Source organism: Actinacidiphila alni (assembly GCF_900112845.1).
Taxonomy (GTDB): domain Bacteria; phylum Actinomycetota; class Actinomycetes; order Streptomycetales; family Streptomycetaceae; genus Actinacidiphila; species Actinacidiphila alni.
The window spans coordinates 12,664-27,779 of the sequence record NZ_FONG01000024.1 but is presented as its reverse complement, the minus strand read 5'-3'; the positions used below and the strand labels follow the sequence as shown (position 1 = coordinate 27,779).

The 15,116-nt window shown below is 73.1% G+C and carries 16 protein-coding genes; 7 read left to right on the top strand and 9 right to left on the bottom strand.

Annotation, left to right across the window (positions count from 1 at the left end):
* The first annotated feature begins 235 nt into the window (after window positions 1-235).
* Window positions 236-1,090, top strand: coding sequence for an inositol monophosphatase family protein (locus BM076_RS29945; RefSeq protein ID WP_093716875.1), 855 nt, complete (start codon window positions 236-238; stop codon window positions 1,088-1,090).
* A 29-nt stretch (window positions 1,091-1,119) separates the two neighbouring features.
* On the opposite strand, the gene BM076_RS29940 is transcribed toward BM076_RS29945, so the two are convergent.
* Both BM076_RS29940 and BM076_RS29935 read right to left on the bottom strand, forming a co-directional pair.
* Window positions 1,120-1,539 (bottom strand): PIN domain nuclease, encoded by a 420-nt coding sequence (locus tag BM076_RS29940; protein WP_093716874.1) that lies wholly within the window; start codon window positions 1,537-1,539, stop codon window positions 1,120-1,122.
* On the bottom strand, window positions 1,539-1,793 hold the full coding sequence (locus BM076_RS29935; protein ID WP_093716873.1) for a type II toxin-antitoxin system VapB family antitoxin: 255 nt from the start codon (window positions 1,791-1,793) through the stop codon (window positions 1,539-1,541). Before BM076_RS29935 ends, BM076_RS29940 begins: the two co-directional genes overlap by 1 nt.
* Before the next feature lie 132 nt (window positions 1,794-1,925).
* Between BM076_RS29935 and BM076_RS29930 the strand changes: the two genes are divergently transcribed.
* The gene (locus tag BM076_RS29930; protein WP_093716872.1) at window positions 1,926-2,786 is read left to right on the top strand and encodes an endonuclease/exonuclease/phosphatase family protein; all 861 of its coding nucleotides are present in this window, start codon (window positions 1,926-1,928) and stop codon (window positions 2,784-2,786) included.
* A 60-nt stretch (window positions 2,787-2,846) separates the two neighbouring features.
* Window positions 2,847-4,004 carry a serpin family protein gene (locus BM076_RS29925; RefSeq protein ID WP_093716871.1) on the top strand — a complete coding sequence of 386 codons (1,158 nt, stop codon included), beginning with the start codon at window positions 2,847-2,849 and terminating at the stop codon, window positions 4,002-4,004.
* A gap of 731 nt (window positions 4,005-4,735) precedes the next feature.
* Here BM076_RS29925 and BM076_RS29920 read toward each other — a convergent pair.
* The 5 genes from BM076_RS29920 to BM076_RS29900 form a co-directional block, all read right to left on the bottom strand.
* Entirely contained in the window at window positions 4,736-5,500 is a 765-nt protein-coding gene (locus BM076_RS29920; RefSeq protein ID WP_245796514.1) for a bestrophin-like domain, read from the bottom strand.
* A 39-nt stretch (window positions 5,501-5,539) separates the two neighbouring features.
* Window positions 5,540-5,749 carry a hypothetical protein gene (locus BM076_RS36235; RefSeq protein ID WP_143120670.1) on the bottom strand — a complete coding sequence of 70 codons (210 nt, stop codon included), beginning with the start codon at window positions 5,747-5,749 and terminating at the stop codon, window positions 5,540-5,542.
* A gap of 821 nt (window positions 5,750-6,570) precedes the next feature.
* Window positions 6,571-7,026, bottom strand: a complete 456-nt coding sequence (locus BM076_RS29910) for a tellurite resistance TerB family protein (RefSeq protein ID WP_093716869.1) — start codon at window positions 7,024-7,026, stop codon at window positions 6,571-6,573.
* A gap of 151 nt (window positions 7,027-7,177) precedes the next feature.
* Window positions 7,178-8,179, bottom strand: coding sequence for a zinc-binding dehydrogenase (locus BM076_RS29905; protein WP_093716868.1), 1,002 nt, complete (start codon window positions 8,177-8,179; stop codon window positions 7,178-7,180).
* Window positions 8,180-8,285: 106 nt separating this feature from the next.
* The gene (locus BM076_RS29900) at window positions 8,286-8,774 is read right to left on the bottom strand and encodes a hypothetical protein (protein ID WP_093716867.1); all 489 of its coding nucleotides are present in this window, start codon (window positions 8,772-8,774) and stop codon (window positions 8,286-8,288) included.
* A gap of 154 nt (window positions 8,775-8,928) precedes the next feature.
* Here BM076_RS29900 and BM076_RS29895 point away from each other — a divergent pair, with 154 nt between their 5' ends.
* Complete coding sequence (locus BM076_RS29895; protein ID WP_407640730.1) at window positions 8,929-9,522, top strand: Uma2 family endonuclease; 594 nt, start codon at window positions 8,929-8,931, stop codon at window positions 9,520-9,522.
* A 94-nt stretch (window positions 9,523-9,616) separates the two neighbouring features.
* On the opposite strand, the gene BM076_RS29890 is transcribed toward BM076_RS29895, so the two are convergent.
* A complete protein-coding gene (locus BM076_RS29890; protein ID WP_093716865.1) occupies window positions 9,617-10,192 on the bottom strand; it encodes a TerD family protein in 576 nt (191 codons plus the stop codon).
* Window positions 10,193-10,358: 166 nt separating this feature from the next.
* Here BM076_RS29890 and arfB point away from each other — a divergent pair, with 166 nt between their 5' ends.
* Window positions 10,359-10,793 carry an alternative ribosome rescue aminoacyl-tRNA hydrolase ArfB gene (gene arfB / locus BM076_RS29885; protein WP_093716864.1) on the top strand — a complete coding sequence of 145 codons (435 nt, stop codon included), beginning with the start codon at window positions 10,359-10,361 and terminating at the stop codon, window positions 10,791-10,793.
* A gap of 53 nt (window positions 10,794-10,846) precedes the next feature.
* On the opposite strand, the gene BM076_RS29880 is transcribed toward arfB, so the two are convergent.
* The gene (locus BM076_RS29880) at window positions 10,847-11,395 is read right to left on the bottom strand and encodes a flavin reductase family protein (RefSeq protein WP_093716863.1); all 549 of its coding nucleotides are present in this window, start codon (window positions 11,393-11,395) and stop codon (window positions 10,847-10,849) included.
* Window positions 11,396-11,705: 310 nt separating this feature from the next.
* Between BM076_RS29880 and cdgB the strand changes: the two genes are divergently transcribed.
* Entirely contained in the window at window positions 11,706-13,385 is a 1,680-nt protein-coding gene (cdgB, locus tag BM076_RS29875) for a diguanylate cyclase CdgB (RefSeq protein ID WP_093716862.1), read from the top strand.
* 519 nt (window positions 13,386-13,904) lie between these two features.
* Window positions 13,905-15,107, top strand: a complete 1,203-nt coding sequence (locus tag BM076_RS29870) for a sensor histidine kinase (RefSeq protein ID WP_094030737.1) — start codon at window positions 13,905-13,907, stop codon at window positions 15,105-15,107.
* The last annotated feature ends 9 nt before the right edge of the window (window positions 15,108-15,116 follow it).

Sequence of the window (15,116 nt, the reverse complement as noted above, 5' to 3'; positions counted from 1 at the left end):
CCTGACGGTCCGTCAGCCGACGGACGGGATGGGGGTGCCAGGGAAACGCGCGGGAGGGAATTGCGAGGAGGTACGGCGGGGGCCGTTGGTATAGACCTGATCGATAATGATTGAACCCGTGTACATCCGTCGCCGTCAAGATGCGTGAGAGCGCTCTCGGGGCGGTTTTCCGGTGGTTGTGGCGGGTTGTGACGGGGCTGGGCGGGGGCCGGGGGGACGTCGGTACGCTGCCCGCATGATCGATTCAGCAGCGGGGTCGGCCGGGCCGGGCGAGGGTGGCGTACCGGGGGCAGGTCCGGACTCGTCGGGCTCCTCGGGCTCCTCGGACGTCGAGGTGGCGGTCGCCGCCGCCCGCGCCGGGGCGGACATCGTGCGCGAGCTGTACGGCGGGCGCCTGGAGCGGGTCGACAAGGGCGGCGGGGACTTCGCGACCGCCGCGGACCTCGCGGCCGAGCGGGCGATCCTCGACGTCCTGCGGGCCGCCCGGCCCGGCGACGCGGTGCTCGGCGAGGAGGGAGGGCGGCGGGGCGCCGCCGACGCCGACCGGCTGTGGCTGGTCGACCCCCTGTGCGGCACCCTCAACTACGCCGTCGGCACCATGCTCGTGGCCGTCAACGTCGCCCTGCGCGACGGCGCCGCCGCCGTGGCCGACCCCTTCAGCGGCGAGGTCTTCCACACCGACGGCGCCACCGCCCACGTACGGGCCGGCGGCGCCGACACCCCGCTCGTCCCGAGCGCCGCCTCCGCCCTGGTCGACATCAACCTCGACCCGCCGCTGCCCGCCGCCCGCCTGCTCACCGACCCCGCCTTCGGCACCCGCTTCCGGGCCCGCGTCGGCTCCACCACCCTCGCCCTTGCCTGGGTCGCCGCCGGCAAGCGCGCCGCCTACGTCACCGACGGCGGCGACCTCACCGCCAGCCTCCACTTCGCCGCCGGCATCGCCCTCTGCCGCGCCGCCGGCTGCACCCTCACCGACCTCACCGGCGCCCCCCTCGGCCCCGCCGCCCGCGGCCTGATCGCCGCGGCGGACCCGGCAACGCACGCCCAACTCCTCGCCCTGGCAAGGGACTCGGCAATCGGTGACCGATGACGTCCGCCGAAGTGGTGGTGGACCCGCGCTCAGCTGTCCGCGGTACCCGGGGGGACGACACATTCGGCGGGTTGGCCGGTGAGGGAGGCGATCATGTCGAAGTCGCCGTCGTAATGGAGAACGGTGCGCCGGTGGGCCTCGGCTGTCGCGGCGATCAGGAGGTCGGCGAGAGACAGGGCGCGATGGACGCCGGCGTTGAGGGCGTGGCGCTGGACTTCCAGGGCGCGGGCGAAGGCGTCGTCATCCGTGGGGAGGTAGTCGAAGGCGCGCAACCAGGTGCTGATCCGGGTGGCTTCCGCGCTGTCGCGGGCCGAGTGGACCATCTCGTACTCGGTGGGCGGGCAGACGGCGAGGAGGTAGCGCTCGTGCAGGGGCCGGAGTACGTCCTTGACGGCTGGTTTGGTCCAGCGGGCGAGCGCGGACTTGTCGATCAGATAGCGGTCCTGCATCAGGCGGCGCGTCCTCCGTCGTGACCGTTGCCGCGCTTGAGGGTGCCGTCGGTGTGGCGGGGGCCGGTCTGTTCCACGATCTCGCTGAAGTCGAGTTCACCGGAGTCCATGGCGTCGAAGAACTCCTGGCGCAGGTGTCGCTTGACGGCGTCCTCCATGGCGAGGCGTACGGCCTTCGCCTTGGTCTTCGTGTCGAAGATGCGCATGGCCTCGGCCACCATCTCGTCGTCGAGGTCGATCACGGTTCTCGTCATGCTGGTGATTCCTCCTCGGTGGCGCGTAGCAGCGGAAGAGAAACGATACCATTATCTCCGCACAGTCGATATCGTTTCGCTGCCATTCCGGTCGGAGGGCGTGAGGGGCGGGGAGTCGTTATCGTCGGGTGCGTGCGATTTGTGACGTTCAATGTGCTGCACGGGCAGGTCATGGCGGGTGGGCGGCCCGTCGCGGGGGCGGTCGGGGGGCCGGGGGAGTCGGGGGCGTTGGGGGAGGTGGTGGGCGGACTCGGGGCCGATGTCGTGGCGTTGCAGGAGGTGGACCGGGGGCAGGAGCGGTCCGGGCGGGTGGACCAGGCGCGGGCGGCGGCGGAGGCCGGGGGATTCGGGGAGTGGCGGTACGGGGCCGCCGTGCACGGGCGGTCGGTGCCGGGGGAGGGCTGGGCGCTCGACCCGGGAGCGCCGGAGTTGGGGGTGTACGGGCCGGGGGACGCGGGCGGGCCGCCCGCGCATGGGGTGGTGCTGATGAGCCGGCTGCCCGTACGGCGGTGGCGGGCGCGGCGGTTGCCGCCCGCGCCGGTCGGGCTGCCGCTGCGGGTGGCCGGGCGGCGGGGCCTGGTCCCCGTACGGGACCAGCCGCGGGCGGCGCTGGCCGCCGTACTGGCGGGCGGGCAGGGGCCGTTCACCGTGGTCGCGCTGCACCTGTCCTTCGTACCGGGCTGGAACGTCCGCCAACTGCGCGCCGTACGGCGCTGGATCGCCGATCTGCCGCGCCCGCACCTGCTGCTCGGCGACTTCAATCTGATCGGCGCCGCGCCGCGGGCGGTGCTCAACGGGCCGCGCGGCGCCGGGCCTTGGCGCGACCTGGCCCGTACCGCGACCTATCCCGCGCACCGTCCGCGCGTGCAGTTCGACCATGTCCTGGCGGCCGGGCTGCCGGCCGCCACCGTACGGGCCGCCGTACGCGGCGCCCACGCGCCCGCCGTGCCGGTGTCCGACCACCGGCCGCTGGTGGTCGACCTCGACGTGTGAGGAACCGGGCGGGACGGCCGCGGCGTCCTGTCCAGCAGGTTTGAGGGGGGTTGAACTGCCATGGCGCAGACGGCACTTGAGAAGTACGTCCCGGCGATCCGCGCGCTCGCCGGGCGGTGGGCGGCGGAGGTGGCCGCCGACCGCGAGGCCGCGCCGGACGGCGACTTCGTCTGCTCGCCCGCCGGGATGTGGCTCGCGCTGACGGCGGTCGCGGCGGGCACGCGCGGCGCCACGGCGCGGGAGTTGCGTACGGTGCTCGGCGTCGCGGGGCCGGAGGCGGCGGCGCTCGCCACGGCGGCGGGCCGCGCGCTGGGGCCGGCGGACGGGGTGGCCGTCGCCACGGCGGCCTGGGCGCGTACGCCGGTCCACCGGGCGTTCCGGGAGTCGCTCCCGGACGTCGCTTTCGGCCATCTGCCGTCCGCCGCCGAGGCGGTTGACGGCCGAGCGGAGGCGCCGGTCGATCCGGCGCTGCTCGACGCGTGGGTACGGCGGGCGACCGGCGGACGGGTCGCGGGACTGCCCGGCCGGCCAGGTCCGAGGACGCTGCTCGTCCTCGTCAACTCCCTTGCCCTCAAAGCGGAGTGGGCCACGCCCTTCGTGCGGAGCCGCACCCGGGATCTGCCCTTCACCGACGCGTCGGGCGTCGCGCGGCCCGTGCCGACGATGACCACGAAGCTGCCGCGCCCCACGCACGCGTGGACCGCGCCGGGCGCGGACGGCGCCCCGGTCGAGGTCGTGGCGCTGCGCTGCGCGGCGGTCCAGGTCAGCTTTGTGCTCGGCGCCCCCGGGAGCGGCGCCGCCGACGTCCTGCCCGCCGCGTGGGCGGACCAGCGCGACCGGCGGCCGGTCGCCGAGGACGCGGTGACCATCGCCCTGCCCCGGCTCTCGCTGCGCACCCGCCTCGACGCGACCGCCCACCTGGAGCGCCTGGGCGCCCCCTCGGCCGTCGCCGAGGACGCGGACTTCTCCGCGATGTCCCCGGAGGAGCTGACGATCAGCCGCCTCGTCCAGGACGCCCGGCTGACGGTCGACGAGGAAGGCGTCGAGGCTCTCGTCGTCACCGACATCGACGTCCGCCACGTCCTGAGCGCCCCGACCCGCGCCCCCCGCACCCGCCACATCGCCTTCAACCGCCCCTTCGGCACCGTCATCTTCCACACCCCCACCGGCACCCCCCTCTTCACCGCCTGGCAAGCGACGGCCCCTCGGCCCGAATAGCCCCACCGACTCGCGCCCACGCCCACGGCGCCCGAGGGGGTCGGCCCGGCCCGACGGCGGGACCCCTCGCGCGTTCTGCGGGCGCCCCCACCCCGCGTCGGTGATCACCGGACGGCCTGCGCTCCCCGCCGATGATCCGCAGCGCCCGGCCGCGCGCATGCGCCCCGGCCGGACGCCGATCGTGGGCTGTTCGCTCGGAGATCGCTCCGTTCCGTTATCGGTTCAACGCGCCCTCGCCGTGGGGGCGTTCAGGTCGGACGGCGGCTGTTGGCCGCGTGTGCCCGGCGGGCGGGGGTGTCGTCGCGCCGTGTGCGCGTTGCTGTGCCGGACGGTCGCCGCGAGCCGTGGGCGTGGCTTCCGTTGCCCGGCGCAACGCGCCCTCGCCGTGCGGGCGTTCTGACCGGATGCCGGATGCTTGGTCGCCGATCGCGCCGTGCTGGACGGTCGCCGCAGACGTAGCGTTGGTTGCCCGGCGCAACGCACCCCAGTCGTGCGGGCGTTCAGGTCGGATGGCGGCTGTTGGCCGCGTGTGCCCGGCGGGCGGGGGTGTCGTCGCGCCGTGTGCGCGCTGCCGTGCCGCCGCACGTCGCAGGGGGCTTCCATTCCCCGGGCGCATCTGGTCGCCCGCCCCACCCGGCGGGGCGGGCCGTGTGGGCGCCGCAGGCGTGCCAGGTGTGCCCCCCCCCGGCGCCGGGAGGCGGTCGGTTGTGGGCTAGCTGTCCGCAGGGACGTCAGCCGTCCATTTGGTGGAAGCGGGACTCGGCGAAGGTGAAGGCGGTGTCGCGGACGCCGAAGGGGTGTTGGAAGGCGTGGTTGAGCTGGGCGGTGAGGCAGATGGCGAAGGCGATGGCGGCGCCGACGAAGCAGAGGGCGACCAGGTGGCGGGCGGTGGCGGTGAGGCCGAGGACCGGGGGGAAGGCGACGAGGAAGCCGCCCGCGACGAGGAGGGCGATCCAGGTGATGCGGGGCATGCCGCCCTTGACCTCGGCCGCGCGGTCGGTGCGGGTCTCGTAGACGGTGGCGAGGGCCGTGGTGGCGGCCGACTTGGCGCTCTGGTGGCTTGGCGCGGGAGCGGCGGCGCCGACCGCCGCGCGCACCCGGTCCAGGGCGCGCCACGCCTCGGGGCTGGTGTGCCCGTGCGCGAGGTCGGGGAATTCGACGGTCCTGACGTCCGCGGTGTACTGCCGCAGCAGCGCCCGCACCTTGACGCGGTCGGCGTCCGCGAGCCCGCCCGCCGCCCAGTACGTGTCACCCAGCGCCCTGGCCTCGTCGTACGTGCGGGACCGCGCCGTGCTCAGCGCCGACCAGGCGCCGGCCACCTGGAAACCGGTCAGCAGGATGAACGAACTCAGCAGCACACCGCCGATCAGCGACAGTGCCTGGCCGTTGAACTCCACGCTCGCCAGCCGCTGTTCCTGGCCGAGGAACCGGCCGAGCAAGGCCGCGAAGGCGACACCGCCGAGGACGGACAGCAGCGAGACCACATACATGGACATGCGACTCCTGGACGGGGAAGAGGGGGGAGCGAGCGGGAGTCAGCCGGGGCGGTGCGTCAGTCGCGGCAGCGCCGCGAGCGCGGCCGGGAGCAGCACCGCGAGCATCGACAGCAGCCACCAGCGCGCGACGCCGTCACCGGGGTCGGGCGAGGCCGGGGCGGCCTGCCCGTCGAACGGCTCGACCGACGGACGCCCGCCCGCCGCCCCCGGCTTCCCGTCGTCGGAGGCGGACGCCGAGGCGGCGGACACGGGATCGGATACGGACGCGGCGACGGGCGACAGCGCGGGCGAGGGCGAAGGTGACGGCGATGGTGACGGCGAGCCCGCGGGGGACCCGCCCGGACGTACGGCGCCCCGATCCGCGGGCGTACGGGAAGCCGGCGGCGGCGTCGGCGGTACGGACACGGGCCCGGGCCCGGAAGGCGGCGGCACCGTCCGCGTGGGCGTGACGGACGGCGTCGGAGTGGTCGGCGGCGGCTGCGTCGGAGGCTCCTGCGTCGGAGGCTCCTGCGTCGGCGTACTCCCGCCGGACGGCGTCCGGCCCCCGCACGGCTCGCCGACCCGTACCGTCAGCCCGCCCACGGGAAGCAGCGGCAAGGCCACGTCCAGGCGCACCAGGCGCCGCACGATCCGGCCGTCCACACAGACGGCGACACCGATGCCGCCGCCCTCGGCGGACGCGACCACGCGTCCCGCTTCTGGTGCGGCCGAGGCTCGGCCCGCTCCGAGCGCAACCCCCGCCACGGCCAGCAGTGGTACGGCGAGCGCCACCCCTCCCACCCGTCCCGTACGGCGTGCGGAACCCCCCAGCGGCACGGCCAGCACCTCACTTCCCCAGGAGTCGGCCGGTGGCGCACAGTGCTGTACCGGTAGCAGGTCGTAACAGCACGACGATATGAGGACAGAGAAGTCCATGTCATTCGAACAGCCCAATATGGCCAAAAATGCGCACACGGCACATGCCGGGGGCGCCGCCCACCGGACAGGCGGACGGCGCCCCGAGGAGAAGACCGCGGCGAGGGGCCCGGAACCGGAGCACGGAACCCGAGCCCGGAGCCCGTAGGCGGCGCTTAGAGGTCGAACTCCGCCGGGTTCAGCCCCACAGCGAAGCACGCCTCGCGCACGATCGCCTGCTCGGTCTTGTCGAAGTCGCCGTCGGCGCCGCCGATGACGATGCCGATCTGGATGACGGCACGCGCCTCGGTCGGCTTCTTCTGCACCTTGGCGATCTCCTGGAGGATCGCCACCTTGCCGAAGTCGAAGTCCGAGGTCAGCTTGGCGAGGTAGTCGTCGAAACGGCGCTGGAGGTCGAGCGCCGGGAAATTCTGCAGCACCTCATTGGTGCCGATCAGGGTGGCGACGCGCTGCCGCTCGGAGGGGTCGACGGAGCCGTCGGCGGCGGCCACGAGGGCGCACATCGCCATGCTGGCGTCGCGGAAGGCCCCGCTCTTCAGGTCGTTCTTCTTCGCGTTGAGCTGGGTCTGCATCGTCTTGGTGGAGTCTTTCAAGCGGTCCCACAGGGCCATGAGCTGCTCTCTCCTCGGGCGGGGTCGTGACAGGACCGGCACGGTGTCCGGTGCACGGTCCGATAACTCTCGGGGAGCGTAAAGGAGTTCCCAAGCCGGGGCGACGGCGGCCCGTACGGCCGGTTCCGTACGGGCCGCCGGGCCCCCGCGGCTACGGCACGAGGACGACCTTGCCCATCGTCGCCCGCGACTCCAGCGCCCGGTGCGCGCCGGCCGCGTCGGCCAGCGGGAAGAGCTGAACGGCGGGCCGCAGACGGCCGGTTGCGGCCGCTTCCAGGGCCTCGGACTCCAGCGCGCGCAGCCCCTCGGGGGTGCCGGTGAGCCTGAGCAGGGCCGGGCCGACGAGGGTCTGCGAGGTGATGCCGCGCTCGGCGAGTTCGCTGTCGGCGAAATGCGGTGGCTCGCCCGCGGACCAGCCGTAGACGAGGTGCCGGCCGCCCGGGGCGAGCAGGCCGATCGCGGCGCGGGCGAGGCCGCCGCCCACCGGGTCGAGGACGACGCTCGCGCCCGCGCGCCCGGTCGCGCCCAGGAAGTCCCGGACTTCGGCCGTCCACTCCCGTTGCCCGTAGTCGACGGCCAGGCTCGCGCCCAGCTCCCGTACCCGCGCGGTCTTCGCGGCGCCGCCCGCCGCGCCGACGACGGTGGCGCCGAGCCGCCGCGCCTCCTGCACCAGCAGCGTGCCGATGCCGCCGGCCGCGGCCAGCACCACCACCGTGTCGTCCGCCCGCAGGCCCGCCAGCCGCAGGATGCCCACCGTCGTACGGCCGGTGCCGATCATCGCGACGGCCGCCGCGTCGTCCAGCCCGTCAGGGAGCGCGTGCAGCCGGGCGGCGTCGGTGACGGCCAGTTCGGCGTAGCCGCCGGGTACCATGCCCAGGTGGGCGACGACCCGGCGGCCGAGCCAGGCCGGGTCGGTGCCGTCGCCGAGCGCGTCCACGGTGCCCGCGACCTCGCGCCCGGGAATCGTCGGCAGCTCCGGCGGCTCGATCGGGCCGCCACCGTACGAACCCGCCCGCAGCGTGGTGTCCACCAGGTGCACCCCGGCCGCCGTGACCGCGATCCGCACCTGCCCGGGCCCCGGCACCGGGTCCGGCACCTCCTCCAGGCGCAGATTCTCCGGCGGGCCGAAAGCGTGCAGACGTACGGCGTGCATGGCGGTTCTCCTGTCGGCGGTGGGAGGCTGGGGTCACCGCCAGCCAACAACCTCAAGGGGACTTGACCACAAGCCGGACGATGGACCTAGGCCGCCCGACCGGACCTCACACCCGCGGGAAACGCGCCAGCAGGTCCCAGATCACCGGATTGCCGTCCAGCCCGTCGTGCATGTCGGTGAGGTCGGCCACCACGTCGTGCAGGAAGTCCCGCGCCTCCCGCCGCAGCTCCGCGTGGTGCAGCGACAGCGGCGGCTCGTCCGGCTCCCAGTCCGCGGTCACCTCCACGTGCCCGAAGCGCCGTACGAAGCGCAGCCGGTCCGCCGACTCCGTGAAGTCGAACTCCGCGTACTGCGGCCGCGCCGCCCGGCTCCCAGCCGGGTCCCGGTCCAGCTCCTCCACGATGTCGCACAGCGCCCACGCGAAGTCCAGCACGGGCACCCATCCCCACCCTGTGGACAACTCCCGCTCATCCTCGGCGACATACACGTCCCCGCAGAACAGATCGTGCCGCAGCGCCCGTACGTCCGCCGCCCGGTAGTCCGTCTGCGGCGGATCGGGAAAACGGCGCGAAAGGGCGTACCCGAGGTCGGTCACCCCCCGATGGTGTCACCTGCGCGGTGGACGGCGCCGAAAGGGGGTGGGCACGCAGAAACGTTTTACGTACACCTGTTCGAGTGATGTATCGGCGACCGCGCGCGGGTGTTCGCCCTACTCTGAAACCGTCGCCCTCGTACGAAGGAGGCCAGCTGTGGCAGTAACCGCTCCCGAGCGTGAGCCCGAGGTCGCTATGAACAAGCGCAATGCGGTGGCGAGCGTGGAAGAGGCCTTCGACGCGATCGACGCGTCCCTCCCCGAGGGATGGCGCGTGGAGCTGATCGAGGGAGAGATCCACGTGGTACCCCCCGCCAATGGCGAGCACGAAGAGATCGTTTCCGAAATCACGGGACAGTTCCGTGATCATCGTAAGGATCTTGCCAGGTACACCGGGATCGGGCTCCGCCTCCCCGGCGGTTCGTCGGGCAACAGGGTCATTCCCGACGTGGCGATCGCCCCCAAGGGCTCGTTCGCCGACGACCAGGAATTTCACGCGCCCACGGGCGTGCTCCTCGTCGCCGAGATCACCTCCCGCTCCACCGGCGACAGCGACCGTAAGGGCAAGCTGCGCGGCTATGCGCGGGCGGGCATCCCGCACTACTTGCTGATCGACCGGGAGGCCGACACGGCGACGCTCTTCTCCGAGCCGGAGGGCGAGGCGTACGTGCGGCGGGTCTCGGTCAAGCTCTCGGGGAAGCTGGAGCTTCCCGAGCCGCTGGGATTCGTGCTGGACACCGGCGAGTTCTGAGACAGCGACTGGTCGCGGGGGCGAACCGGAACGCCGACGGCCCCCGCGCGCCGGATCGGGTCGGGGCGGCGGGGGCCGGGGGAGGGAGGGTGCGTCAGAGGGTGACGCCGAAGTCGGTGGCGATGCCGACCAGGCCGGAGGCGTAGCCCTGGCCGACGGCGCGGAACTTCCACTCGGCGCCGTTGCGGTACAGCTCGCCGAAGACCATGGCGGTCTCGGTGGCCGCGTCCTCGCTCAGGTCGTAGCGGGCGATCTCGGTGCCGCCGGCCTGGTTGACGATGCGGATGTAGGCGTTGCGGACCTGGCCGAAGTTCTGGCTGCGGGCCTCGGCGTCGTAGATGGAGACCGGGAAGACGATCTTCTCGATGTCGGCGGGCAGGCCCGCCAGGTTGACGTTGATCGCCTCGTCGTCGCCCTCGCCCTCACCGGTGCGGTTGTCGCCGGTGTGGACGATCGTCTGGTCCGGGGTCTGCTTGTTGTTGAAGAAGACGAAGTGGCCGTCCGAGTAGACCTTGCCGTCCGCCTTCACGGCGATCGCGCTGGCGTCCAGGTCGAAGTCGGTGCCCGTGGTCGTGCGCACGTCCCAGCCGAGGCCGACCGTCACGGCCGTCAGGCCGGGCGCCTCTTTGGTGAGTGAGACGTTGCCGCCCTTGGAGAGGCTTACAGCCATGAGGAGTCCCCTTTAGTGGTCTGTCGTAGGTGCTGCCGTACTGCCGACGAAACTACCGTCATTCGTCAAAACGCGGTCACAGGATCGTACGGTTCCGTCATCCGGCCACCGATCTGCCGTTCGACCGTCGAAAACCCTGTGACGTACCGCCCCGGGACGCGGGATCATGGGTCACATGTCCGGGCCACTCCTCATCCGCGGTTCGGTCTCCGTGCCGGAGGCCGAGCTTCTGTGGCGTTTCTCGCGTTCGTCCGGCCCCGGCGGCCAGCATGTGAACACCTCGGACTCCCAGGTGGAGTTGCGCTTCGACCTGGCGCGTACGCAGGCGCTGCCGCCGGTGTGGAAGGAGCGCGCGCTGGAACGGCTCGCGGGCCGGCTGACCGGCGGCGTGCTGACGGTGAAGGCGTCCGAGCACCGCTCGCAGTGGCGCAACCGGGAGACGGCGCTGGCCAGGATGGCCGCGCTGCTCGGCCAGGCGACCGCACCGCCGCCCAAGGCCCGCCGCCCGACCCGTATCCCGCGCGGGATCAATGAGCGGCGGCTGCGCGTGAAGAAGCAGCGGAGCGAGACCAAGCGGGGCCGCAGCGGCGGCTGGGACTGAGGACTGACCCCTTCTGTACGTGTACGGCTCTTCTGTACGTGTACGGCTCGGGTTCAGCGCAGGTAGCGGTACCGGCCCCGGAAGTACGTCAGCGGGCCGCCGTCCGCGCTCGGTGTCCTCGCGGTGAGCACCCGCCCGACGATCAGCGTGTGGTCGCCCGCCCGCACCCGCTGCTCCGTCTCGCACTCGAGTATCGCCAGCGCCCCGCCGAGCACGGGCGCGCCGGACGCCTCGCCCCGGTAGTACGAGATGTCCTCGAACAGCAGCCGGTCGCTGATCCGGCCGCGCAGCGCGAAACGGCCCGCGATGTGCCGCTGGCTCTCGCTGAGGACCGAGGCCGCCCAGCGCGGCTGCCGCTCCAGCAGTTCGTCCATCCGGGAGCCCTCGCGCACGCTCACCAGCACCAGCGGCGGTTCCAGGGACACGGACAGGAAGGCGGTGGCGGTCATGCCGATGTCCTCGCCGCGCGGCTCGTCGTCCGCGTCGTGCGCGGTGATGAGCACGACGCCCGCCGCGAGGCGGGACATCGCGGCGCGGAAGTCGTCGACGTCGACGGGCTCGGTCGCGGGTTCGGGCTCGGGTTCGGGTTCGGGCACGGTCATGGTGGTCCCAGCATGCCGCCCGGGTGAAGGTTCAAGCACACCGGCCACGTTACGGGTCGGTAGGAAACGTGCGCATCGGGCTGCGGTCGTAGTCGGCGGCCGGCCGGTCCTAGGACTCGCCCGTCGTCCCGGCCCCGGGCCGTGCTCTACGTTGTGTGTTCAACCGCTTACACGTTGATGTGACTTGAGTCACAAGGGCAAGGAATTGTTGACCCTGTGTACCCGGGGCACAGCTCGCTGTGATTCAGTGGCTCGTGTAACCGTAGCTTTGAAATTATCAGGAGTTGCTGTCGAAGGCGCGGAGAGAGGCATGGACACCGAGTCGGAGCCGTATGTCCGTCTCGCGACCCTGCGTCAGCTGCACCAGGTCGTGGCGGACCTCAATACGGCGCGGAGTCTCGCGGACACCCTTCAGGCCGTGGCCCAGGGCGTGGTCAAAGGGCTGAACTACGAGCTGGCCGCCGTCAATCTGGTGCGCCCGGACGGCGACCTCATCGTGGCCGCCCTCGCGGGCAGCGCCGCCGCCGAGGCACTGATGGCCGGCCGGATCGGCTCGCGCACCTCCTGGGAGCGACGGCTCTCGATGGGCGAGCGCTGGGGCACCCTGCGCTTCATCCCGCACACCGAGGGCTGGGTCCTCATCGACGACGACGTGCCGCAGTGGCACACCGAAGGGCCGCTGCCCCGCTTCACCGACGAGTGGCACCCCGGCGACCGCCTCTACGCGCCCATGTACTCCTCGCAGACCGTCGGCGGCGAACTCATCGGCGTCATCTCCGTCGACAAGCCCACCAGCGGCCGGCACCCCGGGCCCTGGGGGTGCGAGGCGCTCCAGATGTACGCCTTCCAGGCCGGCATAGCGATCAGCAACGCCCGGCTGCGCGCCAACATGCAGCGCGCCCTCGTCCGCCTCGAACGCGACCAGCAGGCGCTGCGCGCCAGCGAGGAGAGCTTCCGGCAGGCGTTCGAGTACGCGCCCAGCGGCATGGCCATCGCCGAGATGGGCGGCGACCAGCACGGCAAGCTGCTGCGCGCCAACGACGCGCTGTGCCGGCTGCTCGGCCGCTCCGCCTCCACCATGCGGCGCTACTCCTTCTCCGACCTCGTGCACCCCGAGGACGTCGGGCTGCTGCTGCGCACCTCCGCCGAGGGCGGCCGGGCCGAGCTGCGGCTCGCGCGGCGCGACGGCAGCTACGTCTGGGTCTCGCTGCGCAATTCGGTGGTCGCCGACACCGCCGACGGGCCGCGCTTCCTGCTCACCCACGTCGAGGACATCGAGGAGCGCAAGGGGCGCGAGCTGCAGCTCGCGCACCGGGCCAGCCACGACTCGCTCACCGGGCTGCCCAACAGCGCGGAGCTGCGGTCCCGTCTTTCCGCCCGGCTCTGTTCGCGGCCCCAGGACGCGCAGACCGCCTCCGCCGCCTCCTCCTCCGACGCCCTCGCCCTCCCGGACGGCGAGGGGCCGGACGAATTCGCCTTCAGCTACGGCTACGGACCCGACGAGCTGGCCGCGCCCCTCGGGGCGCTCGGCTACGACGCCCACCGGCACGTCGTCGCGCCCGACGAGGGCGACCCGGAGAACGCGGGCAAGGGGCTCGCCGTCCTCTTCTGCGACCTCGACGGCTTCAAGTCCATCAACGACCGGTTCGGGCACCACACCGGGGACGCCGTCCTCATCGAGGTCGCCCGCCGGCTCACCGGCGCCGTCCGCGACGGCGACACCGTCGCCCGGCTCGGCGGTGACGAATTCGTCGTCCTCGCCGACGGTTTGGCTCCCGCCGACGCTTCCGATCTCTCGGTGCGGCTGCGCAACGCCATCATTCCGCCGATCCGCGTCGACGGGCGCGCCGTCCGCGTCGGCGCGAGCTTCGGGATCGGGTGGGCCGCTTGCGGGATGACCACCGAGGAAGTCCTTCACTCCGCGGATCAACGTATGTACGTCGAGAAGCGCAGCCGCTCCCGCGGCCCGGGCCACCGCCGCGCCGGCTGACCCTCCCCCCGGGGGAGTGCGGTGCCCGATTCTCCTTGCGGAGGAGGGATGCCCCGTCGGGGGCGCGGGGACGCGGCGCTGCGCAGGCGGAGTGCGGTAACCCTCAGGGGCGCGGGGAACTGCGCGCCCAGCCCGCGCGCGCCTTCAGACAAAAAACCGCCCCCAGCGGGGCAGACGCTGTTGTTTTTGCGACCACCGGCCGGTGGGGGCGGGCCGCGCAGTTCCCCGCGCCCCTAAAAGACCTCGCTCGCCGTCAGGCGAGAAGGCGCCGCACTCCGCAGGAGACCTCACGCACCCCGCCCCGGAGGGGCACCGCACTCCGCAGGAGATCACGTACCCCCGGCCAGGGGATCACGCGCCGCACTCCGCAGGAGGGGGCCGGCCTCGGGCGGGGAGGGGTCCGGGTCTTCCCGGGGGAGTGGGGTCGGGTGACCCGCCGGGAGGGTCCACCTTGGGGAGTAGGGGAGATCGCTCCAGCGGCTGACCCCGGCACGGGTTCCAATGCCTACGCTGGGTTATGTGCAGCGCATCTACGACTTCCTCCGCAGACACCCGACGTGGGTCGACGGCTTCTGGGCCCTCGTCCTGCTCGTGGTGTGCGCGGTGTGGGTGCTGGAAGTCCCCGACCTCTCCCAAGTGGAACGCCTCTTCGCCGTCCCCCTCTCCGCCGCCCTCGCCGTCGTGGTGGCGCTGCGCCGCCGCGCCCCGGAGAAGATGCTGCTGCTCGCGATCGGCGTCGGCCTGGCCCAGCTCGCGCTGAGCGTGCAGACCAACCCCGGCGACGCCGCGATGCTCGCGATCATCTACACCTGCGCGTCCAACGGCGAGCGCTGGTCGTCCCGGCTGGCGCTGCTCGCGGGCCTGGCGGCGGCGCCGCTGTCGATGGTGCGCTGGCCGCCGCACGACGAATATTCGACCATCTGGACGACGCTGCTCCAGACCTTCTTCCTGACGGTGATCTTCGCCCTGTCGTGGGTGGTCGGCGACCGGCTCCGCACCCGCCGCGCGTACTACGCGGAGCTGGAGGAACGGGCGGCCCGGCTGCACCGGGAGCGCGAGGCGCAGTCCAAGGCGGCGGTGGCCGCCGAGCGGGCCCGTATTGCCCGCGAGCTGCACGACGTCGTGGCGCACAACGTCTCGGTGATGGTCGTCCAGGCGGACGGCGCCGCGTACGTCCTGGACGCGGCGCCCGATCAGGCCAAGCAGGCGCTGTCGACGATCTCGACCACCGGCCGGCAGGCGCTGGCCGAGATGCGGCGGCTGCTCGGCCTGCTGCGGGCGGGGGACGACGCGGGCGGCGAGTACGTACCGCAGCCGGGCGTGGACCAGCTGGCCGATCTGATCGACCAGGTACGGGGCGCGGGCCTGCCGGTGCGGTTCGAGGTGGCGGGCGAGGCGCGCCCGCTGTCCAGCGGCGTCGAGCTGACCGCGTACCGCATCGTGCAGGAGGCGCTGACCAATGTCCGCAAGCACGGCGGCGACGGCGCGAGCGCCAGCGTGCTGCTGGGCTTCGGCGACGCGGCGCTCGACCTGCTGATCGAGGACGACGGGCGCGGCGCCCGGCACGAGCTGTACGAGCAGGGCGGCCGGGACGGCCTCGGCCAGGGCCTGATCGGCATGCGCGAACGGATAGGCATGGTCGGCGGCACCCTGGACGCGGGACCGCGCCCGGGCGGCGGCTTCCGGATCAGCGCCGTGCTCCCGCTGCGTACGGGCCGCTGAGGCCCCGGC